General features: G+C 67.2%; 16 protein-coding genes. 7 read left to right on the plus strand and 9 right to left on the minus strand.

The features are described 5' to 3' along the window. The first annotated feature begins 9 nt into the window (after positions 1 to 9). Positions 10 to 1,107 (plus strand): PLP-dependent cysteine synthase family protein, encoded by a 1,098-nt coding sequence (locus tag SZ55_RS25085; protein WP_044413384.1) that lies wholly within the window; start codon positions 10 to 12, stop codon positions 1,105 to 1,107. 44 nt (positions 1,108 to 1,151) lie between these two features. Here SZ55_RS25085 and gap read toward each other — a convergent pair whose 3' ends face one another. Further along, on the minus strand, positions 1,152 to 2,171 hold the full coding sequence (gene gap, locus SZ55_RS25090) for a type I glyceraldehyde-3-phosphate dehydrogenase (RefSeq protein WP_044413387.1): 1,020 nt from the start codon (positions 2,169 to 2,171) through the stop codon (positions 1,152 to 1,154). 107 nt (positions 2,172 to 2,278) lie between these two features. After that, on the minus strand, positions 2,279 to 2,947 hold the full coding sequence (locus SZ55_RS25095; protein ID WP_044413390.1) for a COG3650 family protein: 669 nt from the start codon (positions 2,945 to 2,947) through the stop codon (positions 2,279 to 2,281). Positions 2,948 to 3,014: 67 nt separating this feature from the next. On the opposite strand from SZ55_RS25095, the gene SZ55_RS25100 reads away from it, so the two are divergent. Beyond that, positions 3,015 to 3,410, plus strand: coding sequence for a DUF488 domain-containing protein (locus SZ55_RS25100; RefSeq protein WP_044413393.1), 396 nt, complete (start codon positions 3,015 to 3,017; stop codon positions 3,408 to 3,410). Positions 3,411 to 3,414: 4 nt separating this feature from the next. Here SZ55_RS25100 and SZ55_RS25105 read toward each other — a convergent pair whose 3' ends face one another. Next, a complete protein-coding gene (locus SZ55_RS25105) occupies positions 3,415 to 4,014 on the minus strand; it encodes a short chain dehydrogenase (protein WP_044413395.1) in 600 nt (199 codons plus the stop codon). A 113-nt stretch (positions 4,015 to 4,127) separates the two neighbouring features. Between SZ55_RS25105 and SZ55_RS25110 the strand changes: the two genes are divergently transcribed. Continuing rightward, positions 4,128 to 5,048, plus strand: a complete 921-nt coding sequence (locus SZ55_RS25110; RefSeq protein WP_044413397.1) for a LysR family transcriptional regulator — start codon at positions 4,128 to 4,130, stop codon at positions 5,046 to 5,048. 468 nt (positions 5,049 to 5,516) lie between these two features. Here the strand turns inward: SZ55_RS25110 and SZ55_RS25115 are convergent, their stop codons facing one another. From SZ55_RS25115 to SZ55_RS25135, 5 genes are all read right to left on the minus strand, one after another. Next, on the minus strand, positions 5,517 to 6,218 hold the full coding sequence (locus SZ55_RS25115) for an ABC transporter ATP-binding protein (protein WP_044413400.1): 702 nt from the start codon (positions 6,216 to 6,218) through the stop codon (positions 5,517 to 5,519). Positions 6,219 to 6,221: 3 nt separating this feature from the next. Continuing rightward, positions 6,222 to 6,989, minus strand: a complete 768-nt coding sequence (gene livG, locus SZ55_RS25120; protein WP_044413403.1) for a high-affinity branched-chain amino acid ABC transporter ATP-binding protein LivG — start codon at positions 6,987 to 6,989, stop codon at positions 6,222 to 6,224. Beyond that, positions 6,986 to 8,248, minus strand: coding sequence for a high-affinity branched-chain amino acid ABC transporter permease LivM (locus tag SZ55_RS25125; protein ID WP_044413405.1), 1,263 nt, complete (start codon positions 8,246 to 8,248; stop codon positions 6,986 to 6,988). Before SZ55_RS25125 ends, livG begins: the two co-directional genes overlap by 4 nt. Continuing rightward, positions 8,245 to 9,168: a high-affinity branched-chain amino acid ABC transporter permease LivH gene (gene livH / locus SZ55_RS25130; RefSeq protein WP_044413408.1), complete on the minus strand. Its 924-nt coding sequence runs from the start codon at positions 9,166 to 9,168 to the stop codon at positions 8,245 to 8,247. Before livH ends, SZ55_RS25125 begins: the two co-directional genes overlap by 4 nt. 115 nt (positions 9,169 to 9,283) lie before the next feature. Continuing rightward, positions 9,284 to 10,402, minus strand: coding sequence for a branched-chain amino acid ABC transporter substrate-binding protein (locus SZ55_RS25135; protein ID WP_044413411.1), 1,119 nt, complete (start codon positions 10,400 to 10,402; stop codon positions 9,284 to 9,286). Positions 10,403 to 10,711: 309 nt separating this feature from the next. Here SZ55_RS25135 and SZ55_RS25140 point away from each other — a divergent pair, with 309 nt between their 5' ends. From SZ55_RS25140 to SZ55_RS25155, 4 genes are all read left to right on the plus strand, one after another. Beyond that, positions 10,712 to 11,029, plus strand: coding sequence for a DUF2288 domain-containing protein (locus SZ55_RS25140; RefSeq protein ID WP_044413413.1), 318 nt, complete (start codon positions 10,712 to 10,714; stop codon positions 11,027 to 11,029). 69 nt (positions 11,030 to 11,098) lie between these two features. Continuing rightward, positions 11,099 to 11,467, plus strand: a complete 369-nt coding sequence (locus tag SZ55_RS25145; RefSeq protein WP_044413417.1) for a DUF5064 family protein — start codon at positions 11,099 to 11,101, stop codon at positions 11,465 to 11,467. Between the two features lie 149 nt (positions 11,468 to 11,616). Further along, positions 11,617 to 12,501, plus strand: a complete 885-nt coding sequence (locus SZ55_RS25150; RefSeq protein WP_044413419.1) for an NAD(P)-dependent oxidoreductase — start codon at positions 11,617 to 11,619, stop codon at positions 12,499 to 12,501. Further along, positions 12,498 to 13,277, plus strand: a complete 780-nt coding sequence (locus tag SZ55_RS25155) for a hydroxypyruvate isomerase family protein (RefSeq protein ID WP_044413421.1) — start codon at positions 12,498 to 12,500, stop codon at positions 13,275 to 13,277. Before SZ55_RS25150 ends, SZ55_RS25155 begins: the two co-directional genes overlap by 4 nt. A gap of 15 nt (positions 13,278 to 13,292) precedes the next feature. Here the strand turns inward: SZ55_RS25155 and SZ55_RS25160 are convergent, their stop codons facing one another. Further along, positions 13,293 to 15,458, minus strand: a complete 2,166-nt coding sequence (locus SZ55_RS25160) for a putative bifunctional diguanylate cyclase/phosphodiesterase (RefSeq protein ID WP_044413422.1) — start codon at positions 15,456 to 15,458, stop codon at positions 13,293 to 13,295. Positions 15,459 to 15,528: the final 70 nt, after the last annotated feature.

Genomic DNA, 15,528 nt, shown 5'->3' on the forward strand with positions numbered 1-15,528 from the left:
GTACACACCATGCCCGCTGATTTCCGCCGTTGGACCCGCGACGCCATCCGCCTCATCGAGGCCGACTTCCAGCGCAGCGCCGATACCCACCTGATCCCCCTCGCGCTGCCGGGCTTCCCGGGTGTCGACCTGTATTTCAAGGACGAGTCCAGCCACCCCACCGGCAGCCTCAAGCACCGCCTGGCCCGTTCGCTGTTCCTCTATGCGCTGTGCAACGGCTGGCTGAAGCCGGGAGCGCCGGTGATCGAGGCCTCCAGCGGCTCCACGGCGGTGTCCGAGGCCTACTTCGCGCGCCTGCTGGGGTTGCCGTTCATCGCCGTGATGCCGGCCAGCACCTCCCCGGAGAAGATCGCCCAGATCGCCTTCTATGGCGGCCGCAGCCACCTGGTGAGCGACCCGACGCAGATCTATGCCGAGTCCGAACGACTGGCGCGGGAGAGCGGCGGCCACTTCATGGACCAGTTCACCTACGCCGAGCGCGCCACCGACTGGCGGGCGAACAACAACATCGCCGAGTCGATCTTCCAGCAGATGCGCCACGAGCCGCACCCGGAGCCGAGCTGGCTGGTGTCCAGCCCCGGCACGGGCGGCACCCTGGCCACCCTCGGGCGCTACGTGCGCTACCGCCAGCACCCGACCCGGGTGCTGTGTGCCGACGCCGAGCGCTCGGTGTTCTTCGATGCCTATGTGAGTGGCGACCGCAACCTGACCCTGGGCTGCGGGTCGCGCATCGAGGGCATTGGCCGGCCTCGGGTCGAGGCGTCCTTCCTGCCCCAGGTGATCGATGCGATGGCCAAGGTGCCGGATGCGCTGTCCCTGGCGGCTATGCACTACCTGGCGCAGCGCCTGGGGCGGCGGGTCGGTGGCTCCAGCGGGACCAACCTGGTGGGGGCCTTGCGGGTGGCCGCAGACATGGCGGCCAAGGGCGAGCAGGGCTCGGTGGTGGCGATCCTCTGCGACGGCGGCGAGCGCTACGCGACCACCTACTACGATCCGGCCTGGCTGGCGAGCCAGGGGTTCGACCTCGATCCCCTGGTCGCGCAGATCGCCGCCTGCGCCGAGCAGGGCGCGCCCCTGCCGGATTCGCTGGCGGTGGCCGGGCTCTGACAGGCTGTTGAAACGCACACGGCGCTGCCGCGGCGCCGTGTGCGTCATTCAACGGCGTGCCGGGCCTCGCCCCCTCGCCAGGCGAGGGCCACATCCAGCATGCGGTGGGCGAAGGCCCATTCGTTGTCGTACCAGGCGAGCACCTTCACCAGCTCGTCCTGCACCCGCGTCTGGGTCAGGTCGGCGACGCAGGACACCGGGTAGCCGTTGAAGTCCACCGACACCAGCGGCAGCTCGTTGCAGCTCATCACCCCCTCCGGCAGGCGGAAGGCGCCTTCGCGCAGTGCGGCGTTGACCGCCTCGCGGGTGGTGGGGCGCTCGGCGATGAAGCTCAGGTCCACCAGCGAGACGTTGGGGGTCGGCACCCTGACCGCCAGGCCGTCGAGGCGCCCGGCCAGCTCCGGCAGCACCAGGCCGATGGCCCGTGCCGCGCCGGTGCTGGTGGGAATCATCGAGAGGGCGGCGGCCCGCGCGCGGTAGAGGTCGTCGTGGGTCTTGTCCAGCAGGTTCTGGTCGTTGGTGTAGGCGTGCACCGTGGTCACCAGGCCGCTGCGGATGCCCACGGCGGCATGCAGCACCTTGGCCAGGGGCGCCAGGCAGTTGGTGGTGCAGGAGGCGTTGGAGACGATGCGCTGGTCACCCAGCTGGTCGTGGTTGACCCCGTACACCACCGTCAGGTCGGCGCTGTCCAGCGGGTGGGAGAGCAGCACGTGGGAGGCCCCGGCGGCCAGGTGCCGTTCCACCTGTTCGCGCTTCTTCATCCGCCCCGAGCATTCCAGCACCAGGTCCACCCCCAGGTCCGCCCAGGGCAGGTTGCCGGGTTCCGGCTCGGCCAGCAGGCGGATCGCCTGGGTGCCGACGTGCAGGTGGTCCTGGCGCAGTTCGAGGGGGCCGGCGAAGCGGCCGAAGGTGGAGTCGAAGCGGGTGAGGTGGGCGAGGGTGGCGAAATCGCCGAGGTCGTTGATGGCTTCGATCCGCACCTGCTGGTCGAGGCCCCGTTCGAACACGGCGCGGACAATGGCCCGGCCGATGCGTCCATACCCGTTCAATGCGATGCGCAGCATGACGTTCTCCTTCTTGCGTGTCCTGCCTGCAAGCTTAGGAGGTCATCGGCGAACGGGGGCCGCTCCGGCCCTGGGAACGGGCCGAGGCGGGGGAGGGAAACAACGGTTCAGTCGTTGCGGGCGCCACCGAAAGCGGCGCAGCCGCGCAGGGCCTTGCCGTCCAGGCGCAGTTCGGCGGAGAGGTGCTCGACGGCGCCGCTCATGCTGTCGACGCAGCGTTTCGGGGCGATCCACAGCTCCACCCGGCGGCCGTTGGCTTCGCTGGTGAGGTTGAAGCGGCCGTCGGGCAGTTGTTCTTCCATGTAGGGAATGGCCAGCGGCGGCTGCTCCGGCTGTTCCAGCACCAGGCCGGCGTTGCTGACGTTGACGTTCCAGGACGGCTCGTTGCCGCTGGCACGCAGCAGCAGGCGGCGGAAGTTCGGGTCGTCGCAGCCATGGCCCTCGCGCTGCAGGCGGTACAGGCGGCGCACGTCCAGCTGGCCATCGGCACCGGCCTTGCTCGCACCCAGCTGGCCGCCGAGGTCGGCGAACAGCGGGCCCGGCCCGTCGTCCAGGAGGGTGGCGGCTTCCTGCAGGATGCCGGTAGCGCCCACGTCGGTAATCACGAAGCGGCGCTGCTCCTGGCAGGGGCGGAACACCAGGCGTCCTTCGCTGGCCTCCAGTTCGCCCTGCATCCGCTGCTGCGGGAGTTGCGGCGCCTTCTCCGGGCCGGTGAACACCTGGCAGCCGGCGAACAGGGGGATCAGACTGAACAGTAGGGGACGAACGATGCGCATGGGGGCCTCCTTGGGAAGCGGCCACGTTACCGGGGCGCCTCGGCGAGCTCAAGGGTGAGGAGGACGGATGATCCAGTGCAAACGGGTTTATGAACCCTGGGATGAACGCGATGGCCAGCGGGCGCTGGTGGACCGGCTGTGGCCGCGCGGTTGCCGCAAGGAGGCACTGGGGCTGGCGCTCTGGCAGAAGGCGGTGGCGCCTTCGGATGCGTTGCGCCGCGATTTCTGCCACGACCCCGAGCGCTTTGATGAATTCCGCCTGCGCTACCGGGGCGAGCTGGCGGCGCACCCGGAGCACTGGCAGGGACTGCTGCAGATGGCGCGGGAAGGGACGCTGACCCTGCTCTACGCCGCCCGCGACGAGCAGGCCAACAACGCCCGGGTGCTGGCCGAGTTCCTCGAAGAGGAGCTGGACCGCGAAGGGCCGTCCAGCTCTCCGGTGTGCTACGCCGGCGAGGTGTAGCGGCTTACCAGACGCGGTACACCTGGCCGGTCTGGCCGCCTTCGGCGCTCTTGGCATAGGCCAGGGCTGCGACGGCTGCCGGCACGGCCTTGAAGCCGCGGAAGAACGGGCCGTAGGACGGCAGGGCCTCTTCGATCACCGTGGGGCTGACGCTGTTGATGCGCAGGCCGCGGGGCAGTTCGATGGCGGCGCTTTTCACGAAGCTGTCGATGGCACCGTTGACCATGCTGGCCGAGGCGCCGGCGCGGATCGGGTCGTCGCTCAGCACCCCGGAGGTGAGGGTGAAGGAGCCGCCGTCGTTGATGAACTCACGACCGATCAGCACCAGGTTCACCTGGCCCATCAGCTTGTCCGCCAGGCCCTTGGCGAATTCCGCTTCGCCCATTTCCGCCAGTGCGCCGAAGTGCACCTTGCCGGTGGCGCTGATCAGCGCGTCGAAGCGCCCGGTCTGCTCGAACAGACGGCGGATCGAGGCGGCATCGCGGATGTCCACCTGGAAGTCGCCGCTGCTGTGGCCGACGCGGACGATCTCGTGGCGCTCCTTGATCTCGTTGTCGATGGCTTGGCCGATGGTGCCGCTGGCGCCGATGAGAAGGATCTTCATGAAGGGATTCCTGTGGCTGAGGGATGACGGAATCCAGTGTAGAGTCGCTTTTGTTTCCGATAAGCAGGGTAATCGGAAACCTTGGGTTTTCGTTTGGAAACAGTGAGGGGCACGTGAGCGAACTCGACGACCTGGCGGCGTTCGCCGTCTTGCTGGAAGCGGGCAGCTTTACCCGCGCGGCCGAACGGCTGGGGTGCAGCAAGGGGCAGCTGTCCAAGCGCATCCGTCATCTGGAGGAGGGGCTGGGCACGACGCTGTTGCACCGCACCACCCGGCGCCTGGACCTGACGGCGGCTGGCGCCGCGCTGTTGCCCCAGGCCCGCGCTCTGGTGGCCCAGGCGGAGGCGGCACGGCAGGCGGTGAAGCGCCTGCAGGAGGAGGTGGCCGGTCGGGTGCGGATCAGCGTGCCGGTGTCCCTGGGGGAGACCTTCTTCGATGCGTTGCTGCTGGACTTCACCCGCCAGTACCCGGCGGTGCGGGTGGAGCTGGACCTGAGCAATGCCTACCGCGACCTGATTGCCGAGGGCTTCGACCTGGGCGTGCGCAGCGGTCCGCACCAGGACGAGCGGCTGGTGGCCCGGCCACTGTTCTCCCTGGAGGAAATCACCTGCGCCGCCCCGGGCTACCTGGCCCGCCACGGTGAACCCCATGCCCCGGCGGAGCTGGCCGGCCACCAGTGCCTGCTGAACACCCACTACGCCGGCTACGAGGAGTGGCTCTACCACCGCCAGCACCAGCTGGAGCGGGTGCAGGTGGCGGGCAACCTCGCCAGCAACCACTACAGCCTGTTGAAGAAGGCCGCCCTGGCCGGCGCCGGCATCGCCCGGCTGCCGTCCTACATGCTGCACGACGAACTGGCGGATGGCCGCCTGGTGTGGCTGCTGCGTGGGTACCGCACCCGGCAGTCGCCGGTGTTCCTCGTGCATCCCTACCAGAGCGGCCTGCCCCGCCGTACCCAGGTGCTGGTGGACTACCTGCTGGACTGGTTCGAGCGCAGCCGCCAGGCCCTCGACCGGCTGGAGCTCGGGGCATAGGGCGGAGTCATCTGCAATGCCATGGGCGCAGGCTCGGTGGGAGCTGCCCCGGTGTGATGCGCTTCGTGCCTCAGCACATCCTACGAACCGACGTCACCCGTAGGATGGGCTGAGCTGTGCGAAGCCCATCATATTCAGGCGATTACCGGCTAAACGCCGCAGGCTGGGCCGCGCTTCATCGGTCCACCGTTGTGCGTCCAGCCAAGGCACCGATGGTGGATGGGAAGAGCTGCAACCCCGTGCCCTGGTGTGATGCGTCTCGTGCCTCAGCGCATCCTACGAGCCGACGTCACCCGTAGGATGGGCTGAGCTGTGCGAAGCCCATCGTTTCCAGGCGATTGCCGGCTAAACGCCGCAGGGTGGACCGCGCTTCGTCGGTCCACCATTGTGCGTCCAGCCAGGCTCCGGGGCTCTGGCGACACAAACGAAAACGGCCCCTTCCGGGGCCGTTGTCGTGTCGCTGCGGGATCAGCCGCCCAGGTACGCGTCGCGCACCTTGGGGTCGGTGAGCAGGGCTTCACCGGTGCCCTGCATGACGATCCGTCCGTTCTCCAGCACGTAGCCGCGATCTGCCAGCTTGAGCGCCTGGTTGGCGTTCTGCTCGACGAGGAACACGGTCACGCCATCACGGCGCAGCTGTTCGATGATGTCGAAGATCTGCTGGATGATGATCGGCGCCAGGCCCAGGGACGGCTCGTCCAGCAGCAACAGCTGGGGCTTGCTCATCAGCGCGCGGCCGATGGCGAGCATCTGCTGTTCGCCGCCGGACATGGTGCCGGCGCGCTGGGCATAGCGTTCCTTGAGGCGCGGGAACAGGTGCAGGATCTTGTCCAGCTGCTCCTGGTAGTCACCCTTGGGCGTGAAGAAACCGCCCATGGCCAGGTTCTCCTCGACGGTCAGGCGGGCGAACACACGGCGGCCTTCCGGCACCACCGCGATGCTCTTGCGCATGATGTCGCTGGACTCCTGGCCCACCAGCTCCTCGCCGAGGTAGCGGATGCTGCCGCTGGCCGCACGCGGCGAGCCGCAGAGGGTCATCAGCAGGGTGGACTTGCCGGCACCGTTGGCACCGATCAGGGTGACGATCTCGCCACGGCTGACTTCCATGCTGACGTCGTGCAGCGCCTGGACCTTGCCGTAGAAGGTGGAAACCTTGTCGAAACTCAGCATGACTCAGGCCTCCCCCAGATAGGCTTTGATCACATCCGGGTTGCTGCGGATCTGCTCCGGCGTACCGTCGGCCAGGGGCGTGCCCTGGTTGATCACGTAGATGTGGTCGGAAATGCTCATCACCAGGTGCATGTCGTGCTCGATCAGCAGCACGGTGACGTTGTGCTCGTTGCGCAGCAGGGCGATCAGCGCCTTCAGGTCCTCGGTCTCGCGCGGGTTCAGGCCGGCGGCGGGCTCGTCGAGCATGAGGATGCGCGGGCGCGTCATCATGCAGCGGGCGATCTCCAGCCGGCGCTGCTGGCCGTAGGCGAGGGTGCCGGCGGGGCGGTTGGCCACGTCGGTGAGGTTGACCTGCTCCAGCCAGTGCGCCGCCAGGTCCATGGCCTCGCGTTCGCTCCTGCGGAAGCCCGGGGTCTTGAACAGGCCGGCCAGGAAATTGGTGTTGAGGTGGCGGTGCTGGGCGACCAGCAGGTTCTCCACCGCCGTCATTTCCTTGAACAGGCGGACGTTCTGGAAGGTGCGGACCACACCCTTGCGGGCGATCTTGTGGCCCGGCAGGCCGGCGATCTGCTCGCCGTCCAGCAGGATGTTGCCCCCGGTCGGCTGGTAGAAGCCGGTGAGGCAGTTGAACACGGTGGTCTTGCCGGCGCCGTTGGGGCCGATCATCGAGACCACCTGCTTTTCTTTGACGTTCAGGGCCACACCATTGACGGCCAGCAGGCCGCCGAAGCGCATGGAGAGGCCGCTTACTTCGAGGATGGTGCGGCTCATTGCTTCAGCTCCAGGTGGGGACGCTGCATGGGCAGGAGGCCCTGCGGACGCCAGATCATCATCAGCACCATCAGGGCGCCGAACATCAGCATGCGGTACTCGTTGAATTCACGGGCGAGTTCCGGCAGCAGGATCATCACCACCGCAGCGAGGATCACCCCCAGCTGCGAGCCCATGCCGCCCAGCACCACGATGGCGAGGATGATCGCCGACTCGATGAAGGTGAAGGACTCAGGGGTCACCAGGCCCTGGCGTGCGGCGAAGAAGCTGCCGGCGAAACCGGCGAAGCAGGCGCCCAGGGTAAAGGCCGAGAGCTTGATCACGGTGGGGTTCATCCCCAGCGCGCGGCAGGCGATCTCGTCTTCGCGCAGCGCTTCCCAGGCACGGCCGATGGGCATGCGCAGGAGGCGGTTGATCACGAACAGGGTCAGCAGCACCAGCAGCAGCGCCACCAGGTAGAGGAACACCACCTTGTACTGGGAGTTGTAGGCAATCCCGAAGTACTCGTGGAAGGTCTGCATGCCCTCGGCCGCGCGACGCTCGAAGGTGAGGCCGAACAGGCTGGGCTTCTCGATGTTGCTGATGCCGTTGGGGCCGCCGGTGATCCCGGTGAGGTTGCGCAGCAGGATGCGGATGATCTCGCCGAAGCCGAGGGTCACGATGGCCAGGTAGTCACCGCGCAGGCGCAGCACCGGGAAGCCCAGCAGGAAGCCGAACAGCGCGGCCATCATGCCGGCGATCGGCAGGCACACCCAGAAGCCCAGGCCGTAGTAGTGCGACAGCAGCGCGTAGCTGTAGGCGCCCACGGCGTAGAAGCCGACGTAGCCCAGGTCCAGCAGGCCGGCGAGGCCGACCACGATGTTCAGGCCGAGGCCGAGCATCACGTAGATCAGGATCAGCGTGGCGATGTCCACCGCACCGCGCGAGCCGAAGAACGGCCAGGCTAGGGCGACCACGATCAGGCCGAGGATGATCCAGCGCTGGGTGGAGGGCAGGGTGAGGAAGTTGGTGGCCTTGTCCGACAGCTTCGGCCGGCTCGGGGCCTTGCTCCAGGCTTCGGTCAGCTGGTTGCGGAACAGCTGCCAGAAGAACATGGCGATGGCACAGCCGGCGATGGTCCAGAGCACGGCGGGGCTTGCGCCCTGCACCTGCAGGTTGATGCCCACGGTGCTGAGCTTCAGGCCCAGCACCGGGTAGGCGACCGCGATGACCAGCAGGGCGCTGAAGAGGGCGGTCTTGAGGTTCTTGGCGGTGTTCATACCTTCTCCACCTCCGGACGACCGAGGATGCCGGTGGGGCGGAACAGCAGGACCAGGACCAGCAGGCTGAAGGACACCACGTCCTTGTACTGGTCACCGAACACGTCGGCGCCGAAGGCTTCGGCCACGCCGAGTACCAGGCCGCCGAGCATGGCGCCGGGGATGCTGCCGATGCCGCCGAGTACCGCGGCGGTGAACGCCTTGATGCCGGCGAGGAAGCCCAGGTGCGGGTTGATCACGCCGTACTGCATGCCCAGCAGCACTGCGGCGATGGCTGCCAGGGTGGCGCCGATGACGAAGGTGAGGGCGATGATGTTGTTGGTGTTGATCCCCAGCAGGTTGGCCATCTTGATGTCCTCGGCACAGGCGCGGCAGGCGCGGCCCAGACGGGAGCGGGAGATGAACTGGGTGAGGCCGAACATGACCAGGAAGGTGACGACGAAGATCAGCACCTGCATGTACGAGATGGTGACCCCGTTCATGGTGCTTTCGCCGAACACGAAGTTGCCCGGCAGCAGGTTCGGGATCGCCTTGTCCTTGGAGTCCTGGGCGAGCAGGACTTCGTTCTGCAGGAAGATCGACATGCCGATGGCGGAGATCAGCGGGATCAGGCGGTTGCTGCCGCGCAGCGGCCGGTAGGCCACCCGTTCGATGCTGTAGCCATAGGCGCTGGCGACGATGATGCTGGCGCTGAAGGCCGCCACCATCAGGAGAGGCAGGCTGTCGAGACCGAGCATGGTGAGCCCGGCGATGGCGATGAAGGCTACGTACGAGCCGATCATGTAAACCTCGCCGTGGGCGAAGTTGATCATGCCGATGATGCCGTAGACCATGGTGTAGCCGATGGCGATCAGGGCATAGGTGCTGCCAACGGTCAGGCCGTTAACCAGCTGTTGCAGGTAGTGATAGAGATCAGGCATTCCCCAACTCCTCGGGCATCACGTAAAGCGGCGCTTGTGGCGCAGCGGAGCCCGTAAATCTCGGATAAACAAAGCCCACTGCGGATGCAGTGGGCTCTGGGCTAAGGCGGGAAGCTTATTTGGCTTCGGTCTTGGTGCCGTCCTTGTGCCACTCGTACACCACGAAGCTGAAGTCCTTCAGATCGCCCTTCTTGTCGAAGGAGAGGGTGCCGGTCGGGGTTTCGAAGGAGTTGGAGCGCAGGGCTTCAGCCACCTTGGCGGAGTCGTCGCCGGCCTTCTTGATGCCTTCGGCAATCACTTGCACGGCGGCGTAGGCCGGGAACACGAACGGACCGGTGGGGTCTTCGTTCTTGGCCTTGAAGGCCTCTACCAGCGCCTGGTTCTTCGGATCCTGGTCGAAGGACTTCGGCAGGGTCACCAGCAGGCCTTCGGAAGCCGGGCCGGCGATGGCGGAGATTTCCTTGTTGCCGACGCCTTCCGGGCCCATGAAGCGGGCGTTCAGGCCTTTCTCGGAAGCCTGGCGCAGCAGCAGGCCCAGCTCGGGGTGGTAGCCGCCGTAGTAGACGAAGTCGACATTGGCCTGCTTCAGCTTGGCGATCAGGGCGGAGAAGTCCTTGTCGCCGGCGTTGATGCCTTCGAACAGGGCAACCTTGCCGCCCTTGGCTTCCAGGGTCTGCTTCACGGCCGTGGCGATGCCTTCGCCGTACTGCTGCTTGTCGTGGATGACGGCGACGTTCTTCGGCTTGATGTGGTCAGCGATGAAGTTGCCGGCGGTCGGGCCCTGCAGGCTGTCCAGGCCGATGGTGCGGAACACCAGCTGGTAGCCACGGGCGGTGATCTCGGGGCTGGTGGAGGCCGGGGTGATCATCAGGATGCCTTCGTCCTCGTAGATGTCGGACGCAGGCTGGGTGGAGCTGGAGCACAGGTGGCCAACGACGTACTTCACGCCATCGTTGACGATCTTGTTGGCCACGGCGACGGCTTGCTTCGGATCGCACGCGTCGTCGTAGACCACGCCTTCGAGTTGAGCGCCGTTCACCCCGCCGGCCTTGTTGATCTGCTCGATCGCCATCTTGGCGCCGATGAACTGCATTTCACCGTACTGGGCGACCGCACCGGTCACCGGGCCAGCCATGGCGATCTTGATGGTGTCGGCCGCTACGGAGTAGCTGGCGGCACCGGCGAGGGCCATGGCGGCGAACAGTTTGGAAAGCTGCTTGGTAGCCTTGTTCATAGTGCTCCACTCGTATGTTTATCGTTGTTGTTGTCCTGGTTGCCTGAAAGCAGAGGACAGGGTCCTTTTTGTCACCCCGCCGAGTCCTCCGGCAACTGTACCGGTACAGTGTAGAGTGCCGATTTGCGGCTTGAAAAGCCGACAGGAGGGTGCGGAATGTTCCTATGTCGCCTAATCGCAACAAACGTATAGAAATACGGCGTGCCCTGAAGGACGCAGGAAGCGTCCGGCTGCACTTGTGAACAAGATGACGGGCGTTGGTTATCATTGCCCGCCCTGCAACCGTTACTTTCCCACTCAGAGCAAGCCATGAACGAATCCTCAAGCACCCTCTATGCCAAGCTGCTCGGCGAGACCGCCGCCATCACCTGGGAGGAGCTGCAGCCCTTCTTCGCCCGTGGGCAACTGCTCTGGGTCGAGGGTCAGGAGGATCTGGTCGGCGTCGCCCTGGCCGTGGCCGAGGACGACAAGCCCCAGGTCGCAGCGTTGCTGCAGGCCGGCAAGCTGGAGCGCGTGGAAGAGGCTCGGGCACGGGACCTGCTGGAGCGTGATCCCACCCTCTGGGCCGTGGTGGTGGCGCCCTGGGTGCTGGTGCAGGAACGCCTGGAGGCACCGGCCCGTCACTGAGGGCTGCGGCCTGCCGGCAAAGGCCGTCTAGACTCCTTCCACCCCGTTCGTCTCTCAAGGAGCTTCACCATGTTCGAACCCGGCCACCTGCACCGTGCCAGCATTCCCGGGCTGCCCAACCAGCCGGAGTTCTCCATCGACCTCTATTACGAGGTCCGGCGTGATGCGGAGGAAGGCACCATGCTGCACTTCCGCATGGTGGGCGTGATCAATGGCGTGAGCTTCGAGGAAACCTTCGAGCTGCACCGGGATACCGCCTTCAACTTCGCCAGCGTCGCCACCCGCATTGCCAACAAGCACGGGCTGCACACCAGCGTCGGACCGATCGTGCACAACCACCAGGAGTTCGATGCGATGTTCGAGGACATCCGTCAGAAGCTGGGGGCGGAACCCGGCGAGCCGGTGAACCTGGATCACCTGCAGAAGGACGGCCTCTGATCCATATCGGTGCGCACTCCTGGTGCGCACCGTTACCTTTCGCACCGTTGAGGTGCATTTTTCCTGCTGGGTGACACACCGATTTCCGGGGCGGTGCACGGCCTGGGCAGCCGGTTAAGATAGGCGCTTCCGCCCGACTGGAGCTCAGCATGTCGTTACCCCGCATCGCCTTCGCCGGCATCGGCCTCATGGGCCTGCCGATGACCCGCCGCCTGCTGGCCGCCGGCTTCCCCCTCACGGTCTGGAACCGGACTCCCGACAAATGCACACCCCTGCTGGAACTCGGTGCACGCCGTGCCGAAACCCCGGCCGAGCTGTGTGCCGAGGCCGACATCCTCATGCTCTGCCTGGCCGACACGGCCGTGGTGCGTGAGGTGGTGTTCGGGCCGGGCGGCGTGGTGGAAGGGGCGCGGGCCGGGCAGGTGCTGGTGGATTTCTCCAGCCTCGAACCGGCGGCGACCCGCGAGATGGCCGCCGAACTGGAGCGACGCACCGGCGTGCACTGGATCGATGCACCGGTTTCCGGTGGCACCCCGGGTGCCGAGGCCGGCACCCTGGCGATCATGGCCGGTGGCCGCGAGGAGGATGTGGAGCGGGTGCGCCCCGTGCTCGCGCACCTGGGGCAGCGTCTGACGCGCATGGGCGAGGTCGGTGCCGGCCAGGTCACCAAGGTCTGCAACCAGATGATCGTCGCCTGCAATGCCCTGGTGATTGCCGAGGTGGTGGCCCTGGCGGAGAAGGCCGGGGTCGATGCCAGCCTGCTGGCGCCGGCATTGGCTGGCGGCTTCGCCGACTCGCGGCCCTTGCAGATCCTGGCGCCGCAGATGGCCGAAAGCTGCTTCGAGCCGGTCAAATGGCATGTCCGCACCTTGCTCAAGGACCTGGACACCGCCACCCGCCTGTCCCGCGAGGAGGGCAGCGCCACCCCCATGAGCGGGCTCGCCGCGCAGCTCATGCGCCTGCATGGCAGCCAGGGCAACCTGGAGCGCGACCCCGCGACCCTGATCGAACTCTACCGAGAGGAGCACCCATGAAGGTTTCCGCCAACCTGTCGCTGCTGTTCACCGAGCTGCCCCTGATCGAACGCATCGGCGCTGCCGCCGAGGCGGGTTTCGACGGCGTGGAGATCCAGTTCCCCTACGAGCTGCCTGCCGGCGAGCTGAAGGCCGCCCTGGACCAGGCCGGCCTGCCGCTGGTGCTCATCAACCTGCCCGCCGGCGACCTGATGCAGGGCGGCGCCGGGCTGGCCGCCGTCCCGGCCCAGCAGGACGCCTTCGACGCCGCCCTGCGCCATGCCTACACCTACGCCGCGCTGGTGCAGCCGCAGTGCGTCAACGTACTGCCCGGGCGCCTGGCCAATGGCGTGTCGCGACCCGAGGCGCTGGCCACGCTGGTGGCCAACCTGCGCAAGGCCGCCGACACCTTCCACCCGCTGGGCATCCAGGTGCTGGCCGAGGCGATCAACCCCTTCGACATGCCGGGCTTCCTCATCAACACCCCCGAGCAGTTGCTGGAGCTGGTGCGCTCGGTGGAAAGCCCCAGCTTCGCCGCCCAGCTGGACCTCTATCACCTGGCCCGCCAGCAGCTGGACCCGGTGGCGGCAATCCGCCTGCTGGGCGACGCCATCGGCCATGTGCAGTTCGCCGACCACCCCGGACGCGGCGCCCCCGGCAGCGGTGAGCTGGATTTCGCCCCGGCGCTCGCCGCCCTGGCCGAGGTGGGATACGCCGGCTGGCTGGGCGCCGAGTATCGCCCCGGCGGGCCGACCCGCGACGGGCTCGACTGGTTACCGCGCTTCAAGGCCGCGTGACCGAATGGGCCGGCCTCAGGCGAAGTTGAGGGCCGGCCCCTCGCCCCACTCCTCCAGCAGCGGACGCAGGTCCGCCAGCAATCGGGGGCGACTCAGCAGGTAGCCCTGGATGAAGTCGCAGCCCAGCCCGCGCAGCAATTCCAGCTGTGCCTCGCTTTCCACCCCTTCGGCTACCACCTGCAGGCGCAGGGTGTGGGCCATGCCGATGATGGCCTGGACGATCTCCATGTCCGCGTGGGCGTGGGGCAGGTCCTGGATGAAGCAGCGGTCGATCTTCAGCGTGTTCAGCGGCAGGCGCTTGAGGTAGGCCAGGGACGAATAGCCGGTGCCGAAGTCGTCGATGGAGACGGCCACCCCCTGGTCGCGGATGCGCTGCAGCAGGCGCAAGGCCTGGTTGACGTTGCTCATCAGCGCGTTCTCGGTCACCTCCAGTTCCAGCCGGTTGGCGGCCAGCCCCGACAGTGCCAGGGCTTCGGCCACACGGTCGGCCAGTTCGTCCTGGCACAGGTTCAGGGCCGAGCAGTTGACCGCCACCCGCAGGCTGCCGTGGCCCAGCTCGGCCAGCTCGCGGCAGGCGCGGCGCAGCACCCAGGCGTCCAGATCGGTGATGAAGCCGTTGGCCTCGGCGATGCCGACGAAGCGCTCCGGCGTCAGCAGGCCATGCTGCGGATGACGCCAGCGCACCAGGGCCTCCAGCTTGCCCAGGCGGTTGCCGGCCAGGGCGAGGATGGGCTGGTAGTGCAGCTCCAGCTCACGGTCTTCGGCCAGGGCGCGGCGCAGCTCTTCCTCCAGCTGCAGTTCGACGGTGGCCTTGTGCTTCAGGTGGCGGCTGAAGAAGTGCAGGTTGTTGCGGCCGCTGCCCTTGGATTGGTACAGCGCCAGGTCCGCGTGCTTGAGCAGTTCCTCGCAGCTCTCGCCGTCCTCGGGGAACAGGCTGATGCCGATGCTGGTGGTCATCACCATCTTCCGCCCGGCCAGCTCGATGGGCTCCTTGAGCGCCTGCATCACCCGCTTGGCCAGCACCCGCGCCTCTTCCGGGCGGTGCAGGCCGGCGAGGATGCAGAACTCGTCGCCGCCCAGCCGGGCGATCAGGTCCTCGTCCCGCAGCATCGCCGCGATGCGCTCGGCCACGGCCTTGAGCAGGGCATCGCCGGCATCGTGGCCTAGGCTGTCGTTGATCCGCTTGAAATGATCGATGTCGAGGAACATCACCGCCAGCGACTGCCGGGTGCGGCCATGGATCGCCAGCCGCTCGGCGAACACCTCGTTGAACGCCCGGCGGTTGGGCAGGTTGGTCAGCGGGTCGACATGGGCGACTTTCTGCAACACCGCCTTGGCCTGGTCCAGTTGCTTCAGCAGGCTGCCGACGCGCTCCAGGTCCTGGTCGCGGCGCTGCAACTGACGATCGGCCCAGGCGGCGCCGAGGCCGAAGAACAGGCTGAGGAAGGCGATCAGCCCGACGCTCACGGCCATCGCCAGGTTCTGCGCGGGTGACTGCAGGTGCAGTTCGGTGCCGGGGGACACGGTCAGCTCCAGCGCCCACATGCCGGTGAAATGCATGGAAACGATGGCCCCGCCCATCACCAGGCTGGCCGGGATGCGCAGGCGGTGGTTGAGGCTGTCGTCGCGGCCACGGAAGAACACCGCCAGCATCAGCGCCACCAGGCTGGTGACCACGGCCACATCGATGGAGAGCATGAACAGCTCGGGGCGGTAGGTCTGGGTGGCTTGCGAGCGGATCGCCGCCATGCCGGTGTAATGCATGCAGGCGATGCCCAGGCCTAGGGTCAGCGAGCCGGCCAGGTAGTGCCGGGGCCCCAGTTGCGGACGGCCCAGGGTGCGCATCGTCGCCAGGGAGACGCCGATCACCACCAGCAGGGAGAGGGCGGTCATCAGGGCGTCGTAATGCAGCACCACCGGCGCTTCGAAGGCGAGCATGGCGATGAAGTGCATGGACCAGATGCCCCCGCCCAGGCACAGCGCGCCGATCCAGTACCAGCGTCGTCGGGCTGTCGGGTCGGCCACGTTGGCCACGCGCTCACCCATGCTCAGCGCGGTGTAGGCGGCGGCGCTGGCCACCAGGAAGGCCAGCAGCACCAGCCAGCCGTTGTGGGTGCAGTCCAGCAGGCGCACCTGTCCCTCGGGGAGTTCGTTGCTGATGCGCAACCCGAGCCATTCCATTGCCTGTTGCCTCCGCGACGGGGCGTGCCGATCCGTTTGAGTATCGGCCAGCCCCATCCACCCGCCACGG

The sequence above is a fragment of the Pseudomonas sp. FeS53a genome (assembly GCF_000931385.1).
Taxonomy (GTDB): Bacteria; Pseudomonadota; Gammaproteobacteria; order Pseudomonadales; family Pseudomonadaceae; genus Metapseudomonas; species Metapseudomonas otitidis.